Source organism: Streptomyces sp. NPDC091972 (assembly GCF_044756385.1).
In the GTDB taxonomy this organism is placed as follows: Bacteria; Actinomycetota; Actinomycetes; order Streptomycetales; family Streptomycetaceae; genus Streptomyces.
In genome coordinates this window covers 633,314-649,281 of sequence record NZ_JBIVSV010000003.1, presented here as the reverse complement: position 1 = coordinate 649,281, position 15,968 = coordinate 633,314, and the positions used below count along the sequence as shown (strand labels likewise).

The 15,968-nt window shown below is 72.8% G+C and carries 16 protein-coding genes; 5 read left to right on the top strand and 11 right to left on the bottom strand.

From position 1 onward, the window contains the following. The first annotated feature begins 1 nt into the window (after position 1). Positions 2-511 (top strand): DinB family protein, encoded by a 510-nt coding sequence (locus ACIQJT_RS12040; protein WP_402642427.1) that lies wholly within the window; start codon positions 2-4, stop codon positions 509-511. Here the strand turns inward: ACIQJT_RS12040 and ACIQJT_RS12035 are convergent. Both ACIQJT_RS12035 and ACIQJT_RS12030 read right to left on the bottom strand, forming a co-directional pair. Beyond that, complete coding sequence (locus ACIQJT_RS12035) at positions 499-1,572, bottom strand: adenosine deaminase (RefSeq protein ID WP_402642424.1); 1,074 nt, start codon at positions 1,570-1,572, stop codon at positions 499-501. The two genes, ACIQJT_RS12040 and ACIQJT_RS12035, sit on opposite strands and share 13 nt — an antisense overlap. Before the next feature lie 45 nt (positions 1,573-1,617). Further along, on the bottom strand, positions 1,618-2,010 hold the full coding sequence (locus tag ACIQJT_RS12030; protein WP_351987478.1) for a VOC family protein: 393 nt from the start codon (positions 2,008-2,010) through the stop codon (positions 1,618-1,620). Positions 2,011-2,188: 178 nt separating this feature from the next. Here ACIQJT_RS12030 and ACIQJT_RS12025 point away from each other — a divergent pair, with 178 nt between their 5' ends. After that, positions 2,189-2,896: a dienelactone hydrolase family protein gene (locus tag ACIQJT_RS12025; RefSeq protein ID WP_402642422.1), complete on the top strand. Its 708-nt coding sequence runs from the start codon at positions 2,189-2,191 to the stop codon at positions 2,894-2,896. A 786-nt stretch (positions 2,897-3,682) separates the two neighbouring features. Then, positions 3,683-4,138, top strand: a complete 456-nt coding sequence (locus tag ACIQJT_RS12020; protein WP_402642420.1) for a pyridoxamine 5'-phosphate oxidase family protein — start codon at positions 3,683-3,685, stop codon at positions 4,136-4,138. Between the two features lie 4 nt (positions 4,139-4,142). On the opposite strand, the gene ACIQJT_RS12015 is transcribed toward ACIQJT_RS12020, so the two are convergent. Together ACIQJT_RS12015 and ACIQJT_RS12010 are read right to left on the bottom strand one after the other, a co-directional pair. Beyond that, a complete protein-coding gene (locus ACIQJT_RS12015; RefSeq protein ID WP_402642417.1) occupies positions 4,143-5,048 on the bottom strand; it encodes an oxidoreductase in 906 nt (301 codons plus the stop codon). A 52-nt stretch (positions 5,049-5,100) separates the two neighbouring features. After that, a complete protein-coding gene (locus tag ACIQJT_RS12010) occupies positions 5,101-6,879 on the bottom strand; it encodes a bifunctional sugar phosphate isomerase/epimerase/4-hydroxyphenylpyruvate dioxygenase family protein (RefSeq protein WP_402642637.1) in 1,779 nt (592 codons plus the stop codon). Between the two features lie 393 nt (positions 6,880-7,272). Between ACIQJT_RS12010 and ACIQJT_RS12005 the strand changes: the two genes are divergently transcribed. Then, positions 7,273-8,067 (top strand): IclR family transcriptional regulator, encoded by a 795-nt coding sequence (locus ACIQJT_RS12005; protein ID WP_402642415.1) that lies wholly within the window; start codon positions 7,273-7,275, stop codon positions 8,065-8,067. Positions 8,068-8,122: 55 nt separating this feature from the next. Here ACIQJT_RS12005 and ACIQJT_RS12000 read toward each other — a convergent pair whose 3' ends face one another. The 6 genes from ACIQJT_RS12000 to ACIQJT_RS11975 all read right to left on the bottom strand — a co-directional run bounded on the left by ACIQJT_RS12000 (position 8,123) and on the right by ACIQJT_RS11975 (position 13,143). After that, positions 8,123-8,545 carry a PPOX class F420-dependent oxidoreductase gene (locus tag ACIQJT_RS12000; RefSeq protein ID WP_365449361.1) on the bottom strand — a complete coding sequence of 141 codons (423 nt, stop codon included), beginning with the start codon at positions 8,543-8,545 and terminating at the stop codon, positions 8,123-8,125. A 60-nt stretch (positions 8,546-8,605) separates the two neighbouring features. After that, a complete protein-coding gene (locus tag ACIQJT_RS11995) occupies positions 8,606-9,490 on the bottom strand; it encodes an NAD(P)-dependent oxidoreductase (protein WP_365449359.1) in 885 nt (294 codons plus the stop codon). Positions 9,491-9,572: 82 nt separating this feature from the next. Then, positions 9,573-10,004, bottom strand: coding sequence for a hypothetical protein (locus ACIQJT_RS11990; protein ID WP_402642412.1), 432 nt, complete (start codon positions 10,002-10,004; stop codon positions 9,573-9,575). Between the two features lie 172 nt (positions 10,005-10,176). Continuing rightward, a complete protein-coding gene (locus tag ACIQJT_RS11985) occupies positions 10,177-11,499 on the bottom strand; it encodes an aldehyde dehydrogenase family protein (protein ID WP_402642409.1) in 1,323 nt (440 codons plus the stop codon). A 118-nt stretch (positions 11,500-11,617) separates the two neighbouring features. Beyond that, positions 11,618-12,790: an RNA polymerase sigma factor gene (locus tag ACIQJT_RS11980; protein ID WP_402642634.1), complete on the bottom strand. Its 1,173-nt coding sequence runs from the start codon at positions 12,788-12,790 to the stop codon at positions 11,618-11,620. After that, positions 12,787-13,143 (bottom strand): YciI family protein, encoded by a 357-nt coding sequence (locus ACIQJT_RS11975; protein ID WP_365449351.1) that lies wholly within the window; start codon positions 13,141-13,143, stop codon positions 12,787-12,789. The genes ACIQJT_RS11980 and ACIQJT_RS11975 overlap by 4 nt, the downstream gene beginning before the upstream one ends. A 94-nt stretch (positions 13,144-13,237) precedes the next feature. On the opposite strand from ACIQJT_RS11975, the gene ACIQJT_RS11970 reads away from it, so the two are divergent. After that, positions 13,238-14,284 carry an acyl-CoA dehydrogenase family protein gene (locus ACIQJT_RS11970; RefSeq protein WP_402642406.1) on the top strand — a complete coding sequence of 349 codons (1,047 nt, stop codon included), beginning with the start codon at positions 13,238-13,240 and terminating at the stop codon, positions 14,282-14,284. Positions 14,285-14,820: 536 nt separating this feature from the next. Here ACIQJT_RS11970 and ACIQJT_RS11965 read toward each other — a convergent pair. Then, positions 14,821-15,966: an LLM class flavin-dependent oxidoreductase gene (locus ACIQJT_RS11965; RefSeq protein ID WP_365449347.1), complete on the bottom strand. Its 1,146-nt coding sequence runs from the start codon at positions 15,964-15,966 to the stop codon at positions 14,821-14,823. Positions 15,967-15,968: the final 2 nt, after the last annotated feature.

Genomic DNA, 15,968 nt, shown 5'->3' with positions numbered 1-15,968 from the left:
CATGCATGCAAAGGACATCCTCATCGACGGTTTCGGCCGCATCCAGGAAGAAGTCCACGCCGTCGTCGAGGGCCTGGGCCCCGACGACCTCAACCACCGTCCCGGACCCGACGCCAACTCCGTGGCGTGGCTGGTCTGGCACCTCGCCCGCGTCCAGGACGACCACGTGGCCGGCGCCTTCGGCCTCGACCAGGTGTGGCTGACCCAGGACTGGGAGAAACGGTTCGGCCTCGACCTGAAGCCGCGCGACATCGGCTACGGCCACACCTCCGCGCAGGTCGCCAAGGTGCGGGTCGACTCCGCGGACCTGCTGACCGGTTACTACGACGCCGTGCACGCCCAGAGCCTGGAAGCCCTGCGCGGGCTGAGCGCCGCCGACCTGGAGCGGGTGGTGGACGAGAACTGGGACCCGCCGGTCACCCTGGGAGTGCGGCTGGTCAGCGTCCTGTCCGACGATCTCCAGCACGTCGGACAGGCCGCCTATCTGCGGGGGCTGCTTCAGAGCGCGTAGCCCGGCAGGACGACGTCCTCGATGAGGGCCCTGCGCTCGTCGAACGGGATGAAGGCGCTCTTGAGCGCGTTCACCGTGACCGTGCGCAGGTCCTCGACCGTCCAGCCCGCCTCCTCGACCATCAGCGACATCTCACGGGTCATGGTCGTCCCCGACACCAGCCGGTTGTCGGTGTTGAGGGTGACCCTGAAGCCCAGGTCCTTCAAGGCCGTGATCGGGTGGTCGGCGATCGAGTCGGCCGCGCCGGTCTGGAGATTGGACGTCGGGCACATCTCCAGGGCGATACGGCGGTCCCGGACCCAGCCCGCGAGCCGGCCGAGCTTGCCGGCGGCGAGGTCGGGGATGTCCTCGGTGATCCGCACACCGTGGCCGATCCGCTGGGCTCCGCACACCTGGACGGCCTGGTGGATGCTGGGCAGGCCGTGGGCCTCACCGGCGTGGATGGTGAAGGGGACGTTCTCGCGGCGCAGGTGCTCGAAGGCGTCCCGGTGGTCGGCGGCCGGGAAGCCGTCCTCGGCGCCGGCGATGTCGAAGCCGACGACACCGGCGTCCCGGAAGGCCACGGCCAGGTCGGCGGCCTCGCGCACCCGGTCGAACATCCGCATCCCGCACAGCAGGGTGCCGACGCGCACCGGGGTGCCCGCGGCGGCGGCCTTCGCCATGCCGGCGGCCAGACCCTCCTGGACGGTCTCGACGACCTCGGCCATGGTCAGCCCGCCGTTGGTGTTCAGCTCGGGGGCGTAGCGCACCTCGCCGTACACGACCCCGTCGGCGGCCAGGTCGAGGACGTACTCCTCGGCCGTGCGCAGCAGGCCCTCGCGGGTCTGCATGACGGCGAGGGTGTGCTCGAAGGTGGCTATGTAGCGCACCAGGTCACCGGAGTTGGCGGCGTCGAAGTACCAGGCGGCGAGCTCGTCCGGGTCGGTGCTGGGCAGGGTGTGGCCGACCTCCGCCGCGAGCTCCACGACGGTGGCGGGGCGCAGGCCGCCGTCGAGGTGGTCGTGCAGGACCGCCTTGGGAAGGCGGCGGATCAGGTCGGAGTCTACGCGCGTAGCGGTCATGACGGGGTCTTTCTTCGAACGTCCGGCGGAATGGCGGGAGGGAGGTCAGTCGGCGGGCTGGAGCAGGTCCCAGCGGTTTCCGTACAAGTCCTGGAAGACGGCGACCGAGCCGTAGGGCTCGTGGCGGGGCTCCTCAAGGAAGGTCACACCCGCGGCGAGCATGCGGGCGTGGTCGCGGGCGAAGTCGTCGGTGTGCAGGAAGAAACCGACGCGACCGCCGGTCTGGTTCCCCACCCGGTCCTGCTGGGCCTCGTCCTTGGCGCGGGCGAGCAGCAGGTCGGTACCGCCCTCGCGCTCGTCCGGCCGCACGACGACCCAGCGGGAGCCGTCGGGGCGCGGGGCGTCCTCGACGAGACGGAAGCCGAGGGCCTCGGTGTAGAAGCGGATCGCCTCGTCGTAGTCGTCGACGACGAGGGTGACCAGGGCGACGCGTCTCATCGGAACCTCTCGGGAGGGGTGGTTGACGGGAGAGGTTATACGTAAAACTCAGGTGGCGCCAGTCCGGTCCCGTGGGCCTCGGGTCGGCGGTCCGCGCGGCTCGTGGCAGGCTGGTGATCACCGCCGGGGTCACGGCTCCGGCGCCCTCGTACACCGGACCGCACAGGAGTCGAGCACCATGGCCGAACTGCCGAAGTCGACCGCAGCACCCGCCCACCAGAACGTCACCTTCCCGAGCGGCGGCACCACCGCGCACGGCTATCTGGCGCTGCCGCCGTCCGGGAGCGGGCCGGGGGTCATCGTGATCCAGGAGTGGTGGGGACTCACCGACCACATCGCCGACGTCGCCGACCGGCTGGCCGCCGAGGGCTTCGTCGCGCTCGCTCCCGACCTGTACGGCGGCAATGTCGCCCACGACAGCGACGAGGCCCTGCGGATGATGCAGGCGCTGCCGGTCTCGCGGGGCGTGGAGCTGCTGTCCGGTGCGGTCGACCACCTGCTGTCGCTGGACGAGGTCACCTCGGACACCGTCGGCGCGGTCGGCTTCTGTATGGGCGGCGGCTTCGTGCTGTACCTGGCGGCGGCGGAGCCCCGGGTGAGCGCCGCGGTGCCGTTCTACGGGGTGATCCAGGGCGAGCTGCCGGACTTCTCCGGCCTGAAGGCGGAGATCCTCGGCCACTACGGCGAACTCGACCGGACCATCCCGGCGGAAAGCCTCGACGCCCTGAGCGAGGCCGTCCACGAACAGTCCGGGATCACCCCGGACCTGCGCCTCTACCCGGCGAACCACGCCTTCTTCAACACCGGCGGCCCGACGTACGACGCCGAGTCCGCTTCCCTCGCCTGGGAGCGTACGGTGCCCTTCCTGCGTGAGCGGCTGGGGTAGGGCGCGGGCTCAGCGGCCGGCGGTGCGCGTGGTCCGGCGTTTCCGGCCGCGCGGTGCCGAGGATGTGCTGACGCCGCCGGCTGGCGTGGGCGGCCGGTAGGTCTGTTCGACAGCGGCGCCGCCGGGCCGGGCGAGGGGGTGCGGGTGCCCGGACGGAGGGTTGCGGGTCGTCCGGCGCGCGGACCTGCCGGGGGTGGTGGGTGCGGCTCACCGCGTCCAGCCGCGTGGCGGCGGTGCCGATCCGTCGGCGGGCCGCCTCGCGACGACAGAGCGGCAGGGGCTCCGGAGGCGGGTCGGCCTCCACCGCGGCGGAATGGGTCACCGGGCGCCCAGGGCTTGGCGCACGCCGATGCGCAGTCGCCGGGGGCGTGTTGGGAACGTACGCCCACGCGGGGGGGCGGCGGGGCCGAGCCGTCGGCCGGTGGAGCCGCGCCGAGTCGGCAACATGGCCGACCCATGGAGGCACACGGGGCTCGCGACGAGCGGATGGACCACCGGACAGCTCTCAGGTCGTCTGCCGGTCGTGGGGCCTGACGGGTTGCCGGAGGCCGCGTTCGGTCGCCGGCTCGGGGTGGGTGGCCGCCGGCCGACAGACACCCAAGGGCCCGTGGCCACGCGTTCACGGCCGTCGGCGGCCGAGTCAGTACGTCCAGGGGGTCCGTCGGCCCGCCAGGACGATGTGGCCGGGCTGCCGGACGTGGGTCGGGCACTCGGGGGTGTTCGGTCCGTGGTCGTAGGGCCGACGGCCGAGGCGGTGGGGGACGGTGGGCCGGTAGCGTCCGGAGCATGACGATCGCCGAGAGTCGCAGCGCCGAGCAACGCAAGCATGACGTACTGGCCCGTCTGGAGCGGGAGAAGGACATCTGGGTGGCCTCGGCGGATGCCGACGGGCTGCCGTGTCTGGTGGCGCTGTGGTTCGTCTGGGACGGCGAGTCCGTCTGGGTGTCCACGCGGATCACCAATCCCACGGGGCGCAATCTGCGTGACGGCGGCCGTACCCGGCTGGCGTTCGGGGACACCCAGGACGTCGTGCTCATCGACGGGGACGTGCGGACGTACGGCGGCAAGGACGTGCCGGCCGCGGCGATCGAGGCGTTCCGGGCGAGGACGGGCTGGGATCCGCGCGAGGACAGCGATTCCTACGCCTTCTTCCAGGTGCGTCCGCGCACCGTGCAGGCGCTCAACGGCGTGCACGAGATGCGCGGGCGGCATGTCATGGAGGACGGCGAGTGGATCGTGTGACCCGTCAACCGGCCTTCTGATGCAGTGAGTCGAGCGTGTCCCGTTCCTCGTCGGTGAGCCGGAGGGCGCCCGCCGCGATGTTCTCGGTGAGGTGGTCGGGGTTGCCGGTGCCGGGGATGGCGAGGACGTGCGGGCCCTGTGCGAGGGTCCAGGCGAGCCGGACCTGGGCGGGTGTCGCCCCGTGCGCCCGCGCGACGGCCAGGACCTCCTCGTCGTGACCGGCGGTGGCCCCGTGCGGGCCGCCCTCCCCCGCGCTCGCGAAGAACGGCACGAAGGCGATGCCCTGTTCGCCGCAGATCCGCAGGATCTCCTCGGTGCCGGGGGAGCGGGAGCCGAGCCCGAACCGGTTCTGCACGCACACCACCGGCGCGATCGCCTGCGCCTCGGCGAGGTGGCGGGGCTCGACGTCGGAGACGCCGAGGTGCCGGATCAGGCCCTTCTCACGGAGGTCGGCGAGCACCCCGAAATGCTCGGCGATCGAGTCCTGGCGCATCCGCCGCAGGTTCACGACGTCGAGGTGGTCGCGTCCCAACTGGCGCAGGTTCTCCTCGACATGGCCGCGCAGGTCCTCCGGCCGGGCCGAAGTCGCCCACTCCCCCGCGTAGTTCCGGAACGGACCGACCTTGGTGACGATGACGAGGTCGTCGGGGTACGGGGAGAGCGCGCTGTTGATGAGCTCGTTGGCGGAGCGCAGCGAGGAGAAGTAGAAGGCCGCCGTGTCGATGTGGTTGACGCCGAGCTCCCTCGCCCTGCGCAGCACGGCGAGGGACCGCTGCCGGTCGCTCGGGCTGCCGAGGTGGAAGGCCGCGCTGCCGGTCAGCCGCATCGCGCCGAAGCCGACGCGGTTGACGGTGAGATCGCCGAGTGTCCAGGTGCCTGCCGCGTCCGCGGTGATCGTTTCGTACGTCATCGGCGGATGATGACACACCTGTCGCTCGGGTCCTTCGGTCCCTTCCCGGCTCCTACCTCCGCTGTGCGGCCAGCCTGATGGGCGCGTTGGCCGCGCCGAACCCGGCGTAGCCGCCCGAGCGCTGCACGAATTCGAAGAAGACATGGCCGACCGTCTCCGTGTAGCAGTGCCGGAACTCGCCGCCGCGCTCGTCGCGGTCGTAGAGGATGCCGAGCTCCCGGTACGTCTCCAACTCCCCCTCGGGGAGGTCGAAACGGGCCTCCAGGTCGTCGTAGTAGTTCGCCGGGACGCGCAGCAGCCCCGCCCCGGCCGCCCGGAAGCGGCGGACCGCGGTGACGATGTCGTCGACGGCGAACGCCACGTGCCGGGCGCGCGTCCCGCCGTCCTCCTCCGGCGTGGGCGCGAGGTTGAGGACCAGCCGGGGTCCGTGGGAGGAGGCGGACAGGGCGCGGCTGCGGAACAGGCCGTAGGGGTCGGCGAGTTCGACGGTGTCGTGCGGGCTGAGCCCCAGGACCGTGCGGTGGAAGAGCACCGCCTCGTCGAAGTGGTGCCAGGGCTGGGTCAGCGCGAGGTGGTCGATGGTGAGGGCGGCCGTGGCCGGGGGCTCGGCGGTGTGGGCGAAGTCGTCGGTCCAGTCCGGGAGTTCGGGACGGCCGGTCGCGCAGAACAGGACTTCGGTGCCGTCCGGGGCGGCGATCGACTCCAGCGGGACGTCCTGTGCGCCACGGCGCTTGGGCAGGGCGGGCGCGAGCAGGGCCTCCGCCCGCCGCGCGGAGGCGGCCGGGTCCGTCGTCTCCAGGCCCACGGCGGCCAGGGTGGTGTCGGTACGGCGGCCTGCGGTCGCGGTGTTGACCAGGACCCGGGCCTCGCCCTGCTCCCACAGGTCGACCGGCTTGCCGTGGTGGCGGCCGGTGCGGGTGAAGCCGAGAGCCGTGAGGAGTTCGCCGACGGGTTCGGGGTCACTGGTGGCGAGTTCGGCGAAGGCGACGCCCGAGGGGGTCACCGGGGCCGGGAGCGGCAGGACTCCGGCGTTCTCCTCCAGGGCGAGCAGGGAGCGCAGTCCGTCCAGCGCCGTACGGCCCGCGTCCGCCTGACGGAAGACGTCGTTGAAGACTTCCAGGGAGAGCGGGCCGTCGTATCCGGCGGCGAGGACGTGCCGCAGGAGTCCGGCGACGTCGAAGCCGCCCTGGCCCGGGAAGCAGCGGTAGTGGCGGCTCCACTGGAGGACGTCCATGGCCATCAGCGGGGCGTCGGCGAGCTGGAGGAAGAAGATCTTGTCGCCGGGGATGTCCTCGATGCCCTTGGGGTCGGAGCCCCTGGAGAGGATGTGGAAGCTGTCCAGACAGGTGCCGAGCGCCGGATGGTCCGCGGCCCGGACGATCCGCCAGGCGTGGTCGTACGTGCTGACGTGCCGTCCCCACGCCAGCGCCTCGTAGGCGACGCGGATGCCGGACTCCCTGGCCAGGTCGGCCAGCCGGCTCAGGTGCTCCGCCGCGAGGGCGTCGTCGTCCACGGCGTGCGGGGAGACGCTGGAGCAGACGAGCACGGTGTCGGCGCCGAGCCTGCGCATCAGCTCGAACTTGTGCCGGGCCCGCCTGAGATTGCGGGCGAACAGCTCCTCGGGAACGGCCTCGATGTCCCGCATCGGCTGGTAAAGGTCGATGCGCAGGCCCAGGTCGGTGGTGCGGGCGGCGATCTCCTCGGGAGCGAGCGGGCTCGCCAGGAGGTCGTTCTCGAAGATCTCGACGCCGTCGAAGCCGGCCCGCGAGGCCGCTGTCAGCTTTTCGGTGAGGGTGCCGCTGAGGCAGACGGTGGCGATGGACTTCCGCAGGCTCGCTCCCGAGGACTTGCGGGGGCCTTCTCCCGAGGTGTCACGCATGGTCCCTCCCGAGGTCGATCCAGGTCTTTCCGCGTTCAGACCGGATCCGTGCCGGTGTCGCGAGCACTGCTGCTTTCATGGAGACTCCTGGCGACCACCAGGCGGTCCGAACGATCCACTGTGCGGTCAGCCTAGGTACGGTCGACGCGTCGAGCAAGGGCGCTGGGCGGGGAGGCTACGGAAGAGTCGGTCTGGTCGGTCCGCTGTACGGAACTTGGAAACCGTTCATCGGCACGCATGGGACAACCATTTGTTCGGTGTCACGGTTTGCCCGGTCCGCAGAGCGGGCTACGGTCGGAGGCAGCGGCGGTCGAGTGCCGCGGGCAACGTATGGGGAGGCAGCGGGTGAGCGACGGACGGACGCGGGCCGAGGGCGAGGCGGACCAACAGGCGGGCGGGGTGCGCAGTGTGCGGCGGGCCTTCGACATCCTCACCCTGCTCACCGAGGACCGCCCGGTGATCACCCTGCGGGAGATCACCGGCGCGACCGGGCTCGCCAAGACGACCGCCCTGCGTCTGGTGCAGACCCTGGAGGACACCGGCCTGCTGGCCTCGCACCCGGCCGGCTACAGCGCGGGGCCCGCCCTGTGGCGCTGGGCCTATCTCGCCCGCGGCCAGTGGGAGGTGCCGCAGGAGACCCGGAAGGTCATGCGCGATCTCGCGGACCGGCTGGGCGAGACGGTCAACCTGTTCGTCGCCCGGGGTGTCCACCGCATCTGTGTCGCCCACGAGGAGAGCCCGCACCCGCTGCGCCATGTCGTCGACGTCGGTGACGAGCAGCCGCTGTGGGCCGGCGCCTCCTCCAAGATCCTGCTGCGGGACGCCTCCGAGGCGTTCCTGCGCCGGGTGGCGGCCGCGTCCCCGCAGGGCGAGGAGCACGCCGGCCGGCTCGGGGCCTGGGCCGCGGAGGCCGCGGAGCGCGGCTATGCCGTCAGCAGCAGTGAGTTCGACGAGGGGCTCACCGCCGTGGCGGTCCCGGTCACCGGCCGCACGGGCCGGGTCGTCGCCTCCCTCTCCCTGAGCGGCCCCAGCCACCGCTTCCCCTACGAGGCCGTCGAGCGGTTCGCCACGGAACTCGCCGAGGGAGCGCGGCTCATCTCCGGCCAGGGCTTCAGTCACCCCCTGAGCAGCGACACCTGACGCGCCGGGGGCAGGAGCGGCCCGGTCGGCGCCCCTGCCCCCTCCGGACATGCCGTCAGCCCGAGGCCTGGTCGTTGTCCTTCATCTCGCCCCAGCCGTGCCAGCGCTCGACCTCGATCCAGGCGCTCACGCGGCCCCGGACCCGGTTCGGGTAGGGGCGGCCGCCGTAGTGGGTGGAGAGGCGGTCGATGTCGGTGAGGTCCGTGTCCTCGTACGTCTCGGTCACGCGGCCGATGAGCGTGATGTGCGTGTACCAGTCGTCGCCGGCGAGGACGGTGAGGGTCACCCGCGGATCGCGGCGCAGGTGCTTGAGCCGGACCCGGCCCTCGTCCAGGTTGATCAGGACACGGCCGTCCTCCCAGAGGTACCAGGTCGGGGTCGACACCGGTGCTCCGTCGGAGCGCAGGGTGGCCATCACACAGGGGTTGGGGCGGCGCAGCAGTTCGACGGCCTCGGGCGGCAGCGGGGGCTTGGACATGGGGGGTCCTCCTCGGGGTCGGGCGTTGTGGTCTCTTGGGTCAGGTGTCCGCTCTCGGCCTCAGGCCTTCTCGTCGAAGCTCGCGAAATAGGCGGCGGCCATGTCCTCGTCGCCGTGCCCCTGGGCCGCGGCCCGCTCGAAGCGCTCGGCACTGGCGGCGGCCACGTCCAGGCGGACTCCGCTCCGCTCGCCGGCCTCCACGATGAGCCGCGCGTCCTTCGCGGCGGTGGACACCGCGAACTGGGCCGGGGACAACCGGTCGTCGAGGACCAGGCCCGCCTTGGCCCGCAGGTAGCCCATGTCGAGGGGGCCGCCGTCGATGGCGTCGAAGAAGCCCTGCGGGTCCACGCCGAGGGCCTTCGCGAGGGCGAGGGCCTCGCCGGCCGCGTTGGTCACGGCGAGCACCCAGCTGTTGGCGACCAGCTTGAGCCGGGTGGCGCTGCCTTCGGCGCCGTCCTCGCCGGTCCACACCGTGCGGGCGCCGACCGCGTCGAACACGGGAGTGACGGCATCGCGTCCGTCGACGGGTCCGGCCGCGAGGACCAGGAGCTGACCGGCCTCGGCGGGCTGCCGGGTGCCCAGGACGGGCGCGTCGAAGAAGACCAGCCGGTGCTCGCGGGCGAAGGCGGCCAGGTCGCCGATCGCCTCGATGCCGGCGGTGGTCGACTGCACCCAGGCGGCGCCCGGGCGCAGCCCCTCGGCGGCCCGGCGCATGACGTCCAGGGTCGCGGGACCGTCGTACAGCATGGTCAGGACGACGTCGGCGTCGCGCACTGCCGCGGCGGGGCTGTCGGCGATGTCGACGCCGTCCGCGGCGAGCGGCCGTGCCTTGTCCGGGCTGCGGTTCCAGGCGCGGACGGTGTGTCCGGCACGGGCGAGGTTGCGGGCCATCGCGGCACCCATGATGCCGGTGCCCAGGACGCTCACGGTGAGCTTGTCGTTCATGACGTCAACTCCATGCGGGGTTACGGATGTTCTGTCGGCCACCGAGCTTGCCGGAACCGTTCCGACGAGCCCGGCCCGGGGGTCATGGCTCGGGCGGGTCGGCGGTCGGGGTCCGGTCGGCGGACAACGTGGCGCGCAGGACGCCGGTGCGCCTGAAGGTGCGGGTGGTGTGGAGCGGGCGCTGCTCCTCGTGTGGGCGGCTGACACGCCCGGAGGCGGCTCGGTGGGCCGGGGTGTCGTAGAAGCCGGAGAACTGCACGCCTCCCGGTCGGGCCGGGCCGGTCCGTGCGGTGGTCACGGCGCGGGAGATCCGGTTGGCTGTCCGGCGCACATCACGGCAGGCGCGGCCGAGACAGCTGCAGGCGACGTCGCCCCGTGCGTGGTGGGCGGGGACGGCGGCCCGGCGCAGCGGTGCGACGAGCCGGTCCTCGGAGAAGGGCATGCCGAGGAAGCCGTTGCCCCGGTGGGCCGCGGTCGGGGGCGCCGAGGCGGTCGGCATCGCCCGGTCGTGCATCGGTGCTCCCCCGTCTTCCGCACAGGCAGTGCGCCGTGGTGCTCCGGTCGTCGGCATCGAGACTAGAAGCAAGCGGCGGTCCCGTCGGCCCACCGGGTGGGAAACCGCGCTGATGGCCCAGCAGGTCCACCGGCCTGCCGGACCGCGCCTCGAAGCGCGCCACGTGCGGCGCCTAGCCGAGCGGCTTCTCCAGGACCGCCTTGCGGTGGCTGAACGTCTCGATGGACCAGCGGCCGTGGTAGTTGCCCATGCCGCTCTCCCCGACTCCGCCGAACGGCAGGTCGGAGACGGTGAGGTGGGCCAGGGGCAGCCCGAGGCCGAGGCCGCCGGAGGAGGTCTCCTCGGCGAAGCGGTCGCGGGTCGTGTCGGAGTCGGTGAAGACGTACAGCGCGAGGGGCTTGTCCCGGTCGTTGACGAAGTCGATGGCGGCGTCCAGTCCGGGCACGGTGACGATCGGCAGGATCGGGCCGAAGATCTCCTCCCGCATCACCGGGGAACCGGGGTCGACGTCGGCGAGGACGGTGGGCGCGATGTACTTGCCGGCACGGTCGCTCGTGCCGCCCACGACCGTGCGCCCCGAGTCGAGGAGCGCGGTGAGCCGGTCGAAGTGCCGTTCGTTGATGATGCGGCCGTACTCGCCGGAGTCGGCGGGGTCGGTGCCGTACAGCGTGTCGACGGCGTTCTCGAGGAGCGGCTCCAGGGCGGCCGCGGTCTCCGGGTCGGTGAGGACGTAGTCGGGGGCGACACAGGTCTGGCCGGCGTTGAGGAACTTGCCGCGGGCCAGACGGTCGGCCACCACGGTGAGGTCGGCGTCGCGGTCGACGAACGCCGGGGACTTGCCGCCCAGTTCGAGGGTGACCGGGGTGAGGTGCTCGGCGGCGGCACGCAGGACGACACGGCCGACGGTGCCGTTGCCGGTGTAGAAGATGTGGTCGAAGCGCTCGGCCAGCAGGGCGGTGGTCTCCGGGATGCCGCCCTCGACGACGGCGACGGCGTCCGGGTCCAGGTAGGCGGGCAGCAGCCGGGCCACGGCGGCGGAGGTGGCCGGGGCGAGTTCGCTGGGCTTGGCCACCACCGCGTTGCCCGCGGCGAGGGCGCCGACCACCGGGGCGAGCAGCAGCTGGGCCGGGTAGTTCCAGGGCGCGATGACGAGGACCACGCCTAGCGGGTCGAACCGGGTCCAGGCGGTCGCGTCGGCGCCGAGGTGGGCCGGGACGGCGGCGGACTCGGGGCGCAGCCAGTCGGTGAGGTGGTCCAGGGTGTGGTCGATCTCGCGGATCGTGAAGTCGATCTCGGTGCGGAAGGCCTCGGTGGAACTCTTGCCCAGGTCGGCGTGGAGGGCGGCGGCCAGGTCGGTGCCGTTCTCCGTGAGCATCTCGCGCAGGCGGCGCAACTGGGTCGTACGCCACTCGACGGGCCTGGTGCGTCCGCTGCGGAAGGTGGCACGCAGTCGGGCGACGACGTCGGCGGGCTGCTCGGGGGCGGGGTGGTTCACGGGTGCCTCGCTGGGGTGCGCGGGCCTTGCGGCCTGGGTCTCGACAGTCAGATGTATATTGCAACCTTTTTCCGGCCGGGCACATTCCCGGCCGCCCTCGGCACCTTCCGCGGCGAGGTCACAGCGAGCGGCGGCGGCGTTCGAGATAGGCGCGCTCCGCCGGGTTCCCGGTGAGCTCCGCGGCCTTCGCGTAGGCGTCCGCGGCCTCCGTGACCCGTCCGAGGCGGCGCAGCAGGTCGGCCCGGACGGCGTGCAGGACGTGGTAGCCGTCGAGGTCCAGGTCGTCCACCAGGGCGAGGGCCCGCGCGGGTCCCTCGGTCTCGGCCACGGCGACCGCGCGGTTGAGGGCCACGACGGGGCTCGGCGCCACCGTCATGAGCTGGTCGTACAGCGTGCGGACCTGCTCCCAGTCGGTGGGCGCGTCGCTGTGGACGGCCTGGACGGCGGCCTGGATCTGGTACGGCCCCGGCCGGTTCCGGCGCAGGCACCGCCGGACGAGTGACTGCCCCTCGGCGACGAGAGCGCGGTCCCAGCGGGCCGGGTCCTGCTCGGACAGCGGTACGAGAGCGCCGTCGGCGTCCGTGCGGGTGGCCCGGCGGGACTCGACGAGCAGCATCAGCGCGAGCAGACCGGTGGCCTCGGGCTCGTCCGGCATCAGCTCGGTCAGCAGCCGGCCCAGCCGTACGGCCTCGGCGCACAGTTCGGGGGCACCGCCGTAGCCCTCGTTGAAGATGAGGTAGACGACGGCGAGCACCCCGTTGAGCCGGTCGGGGAGGTCGGCGTCGCGGGGGACGCGGTAGGGGATGCGGGCGTCGCGGATCTTGGCCTTGGCGCGGACGAGGCGCTGGGCCATCGTCGGCTCGGGGACCAGGAAGGCGCGGGCGATCTGCGCGGTGGTCAGGCCGCCGAGCAGCCGGAGGGTGAGGGCGACCCGGGCCTGGGGCGCGAGCGCGGGATGGCAGCAGGTGAAGATCAGGCGGAGCCGGTCGTCGCGCACGGGGCCCTCCTCGGGCGGTGCGTCGGGGGCGTGCAGCAGGGCGGCCTCGGCGTGGCGGGCCGCCCGGGTGGACTCTCGGCGCAGCCGGTCGATCGCGCGGTTGCGCGCGGTGGTGATGATCCAGCCGGCCGGACTGGGCGGCACACCGGTCTCCGGCCAGCGCCGCACGGCCGTGGCGAAGGCGTCCTGGACCGCTTCCTCGGCGAGGTCGATGTCGCCGAGGAAGCGGACGAGGACGGCGACCGCGCGACCGTACTCCTCGCGGAAGACGCCTTCGACGTCCAAGTCCGTCAGTCCTCGGACTCGTGCTGGAAGGGGCGCACCTCGATGGGCAGGGTGGTGGCCAGCGCCGCCTTGCGCCCCCACTCCAGGGCCGCGTCCAGGTCGGGTGCCTTCACGATGCAGATGCCGCCGAGTTGTTCCTTCCCCTCGGCGTACGGCCCGTCGGTGATCAGCACGTCCCCGTCGCGGGGCCGCAGCACGGTCGAGGAGTCGGGACTGTGCAGTCCTCCGGCGAAGACCCAGGCCCCGGCCTCCCGGAGCTCCCGGTGGAAGACGTCGAGCCGCTCGCCGATCTCGGCCAACACCTCGGGGGCGGGCAGTTCGTCCCAGCCGGGCTGCATGACGTTGAGCAGGTAGTACTGCATGTCCATCTCCTCCTGTGAGTGTGTCTCACCTCCTACACGAACGGCACACCCCCGGATCGACACCGCGCGCGACGGGATCGGCAGAATCCTGTGCATGACCACCACCCGGCATCCGCTGCTCGCCACCGCCCGTGCCCTCGCGGACGGCCTCCTCGCCCCGCACGCGGCGCGCGTCGACCAGGAGGGCGTACCGGTGGGGCACCTCGACGCGATCAGGAGCTCGGGTCTTCTCGGGGTGAGCGCGCCGAGGGAGTACGGCGGCGCGGACGCCCCCGACGCGGTGGCGCGGGAGGTCCAGGAGATCCTCGCCGGGGCTTGCTGCTCGACCTGGTTCGTGCAGACGCAGCACCACACGCCGGTACGCATGCTCGCGCAGTCCGGCGCGCCGGTGCGGGAGCGGCTGCTCGGGCCGCTCTCGACCGGTGAGTCGCTGGCCGGGATCGCCTACGCGCACGTCCGTGCCTTCCCCCGGGTGCCGGTGCGGGCAACGCCGGAACGGGGCGGCTGGCGGTTCCACGGCAGGGTGCCCTGGTACACGGGCTGGGGCCTGAACGACGTGATGCTGCTGGCCGGGGTGAGTGAGGCGGACGAGGTGGTGTTCGCGTTCACCGGGGCGCACGAGCAGCCGGGACTGCGGGCGTCGGATCCGATGCGGCTCGCGGCGCTCTCCGCGGCCCGCACGGTCTCGCTGGAACTGGACGGGCTGTGGCTGCCCGGGGACGCGGTGGTGCTGCGTACCCCGCAGGAGAAGTTCGCCCTGCTGGACCGGCCCCGCAGCACCAACGCCTCCCCCGCCGTCTTCGGGGTGGCGTACGCGGCGCTCCACGTGCTGGAGGAGGCCGGGGAGTCCGATACGGCGAGTGCTCTTCGCGAACGTCTCGACGAGGTACGCGGGCAGGTGTACGACCTCGCCGAGCACCCCGTCCCCTACGAGCGCGTCCCCGAACGACTCGCGCTCAAGACACGGTCGTACGACCTGATGCGCGCCGCCACGACCGCGGCCGTGGTGGCCGGCGGCGGCCGGGCCATGGGGCTCGGCGGCACGGCCCAACGGCTGTTCCGGGAGGGGATGTTCCTGCTGGTGCAGGGCCAGACGAACGACGTCCGCCGCGCGCATCTGGACGCCTTGGCGCAGATCTAGGCGGGAGGCCGACGAGGGCGGGCGGGGGGTGTGCGGGGGCCCTCCCGGACGAGATGACCGACGCGCGGGACGGCCGGGGCGACCGGGTCACGGCCGGGCTCTCCGCGACTGCGCCGGCGCACCTCACGGAGCCGCTGGGAAAGGTCCCGGTCAAGGGTTGCGGGACGGTCCTCGGGCGGACGGGTGAACCTGTGGGCGCGCTCGACCCTGGTCACGTGCGGTGCGAAGGAGGCGTACCACCGCTCGCGTCCCCGTACCCGGGCCAGGGTGTGCTCCGCGTGCTCCTACCAGGCCGTGATCGACTCCTCGACCCGCCAGTACGACACCGTGATCCCCGGACCGTTCGCCCCGTGCGCGGAGTCGGCCCCGAGGAAACCCGGCTGGTCGGCGGCCGGCTGGAACAGCCGCTCGTCCGTCTCCGCACAGCTATACCGGCGGTCCCTTCCCGAACGATCTCGCGCATCCGGCCGACCCCACGACCCCGCCCCTCCGGTTCACCTCCCGCTCAGAGCCCGCGAACGCCACGGCTGTGGCCTTCAGCTCGCGAACGGCACCTGCGCCGAAGGCACCGCCTGTGTGCCGAAGGGGTGCTGCCACAGGCCCTGGGCGGCGAGCCGCGGCAGGACGCCCTCGCCGAACCAGTACGCCTCCTCCAGGTGCGGGTAGCCGGAGAGCACGAACTCGTCGATGCCGAGGGCGTGGTACTCCTTGATCCGCTCGGCCACCTCGTCATGGCTGCCGACCAGCGCGGTGCCCGCGCCGCCGCGCACCAGGCCGATGCCGGCCCACAGGTTGGGGTGGATCTCCAGTCCGTCGCGGCTGCCGCCGCCGTGCAGGGCGAGCATCCGCTGCTGCCCCTCCGACTCGCTGCGGGCGAGCCCGGCCTGCACCGACCTGACCGTCTCGGGGTCGAAGCCCGCCAGGAGGCGGTCGGCCTCGGCCCAGGCCTGCTCGGAGGTGTCCCGGGTGATGACGTGCAGCCGTATCCCGAAGCGCAGGGTGCGGCCCTGCCCGGCCGCCAGGCCGCGGATCCAGGCGATCTTCTCGGCGACCTGCGCGGGCGGTTCGCCCCAGGTGAGGTACACGTCGGCGTACCGGGCGGCGACCTCCCCGGCGGCGGGCGAGGACCCGCCGAAGTAGACCTCGGGCACCGGGTCGGGCACGCGGGCCAGCTTCGCGTCCTCGACCTGGAGGTGCTCGCCGTGCAGGTCGACGGTCTTGCCCTCCCACAACCCCCGTACGACCTCCAGGAATTCACCGGTACGGCGGTACCGGGCGTCCTTGTCGAGGAAGTCCCCGTAGGCCCGCTGTTCGTGGCTCTCCCCGCCGGTGACCACGTTGAGCAGCAGCCGTCCCCCGCTGTGCCGCTGGAAGGTGGACGCCATCTGCGCGGCGAGCGTCGGGGAGACGAAGCCGGGCCGGAAGGCGACCAGGAACTTCAGGCGTTCGGTGTGCCGGCTGACCATCGCGGTGGTCAGCCACGCGTCCTCGCACCAGGCGCCGGTGGGGGTGAGCGCCCCCTCGAAGCCCAGGTCCTCGGCCGCGCGGGCGATCTGGCTGAGGTAGCCGACCGTCGGCGGCCGGTCCCGTCCGGAGACGGTGGCGGGCGTGCCGTGACCGCCGCCCACGACATGGCGGCTGTCGCCGTTGGTGGGCAGGAACCAGTGAAAGGTGAGGGACACGT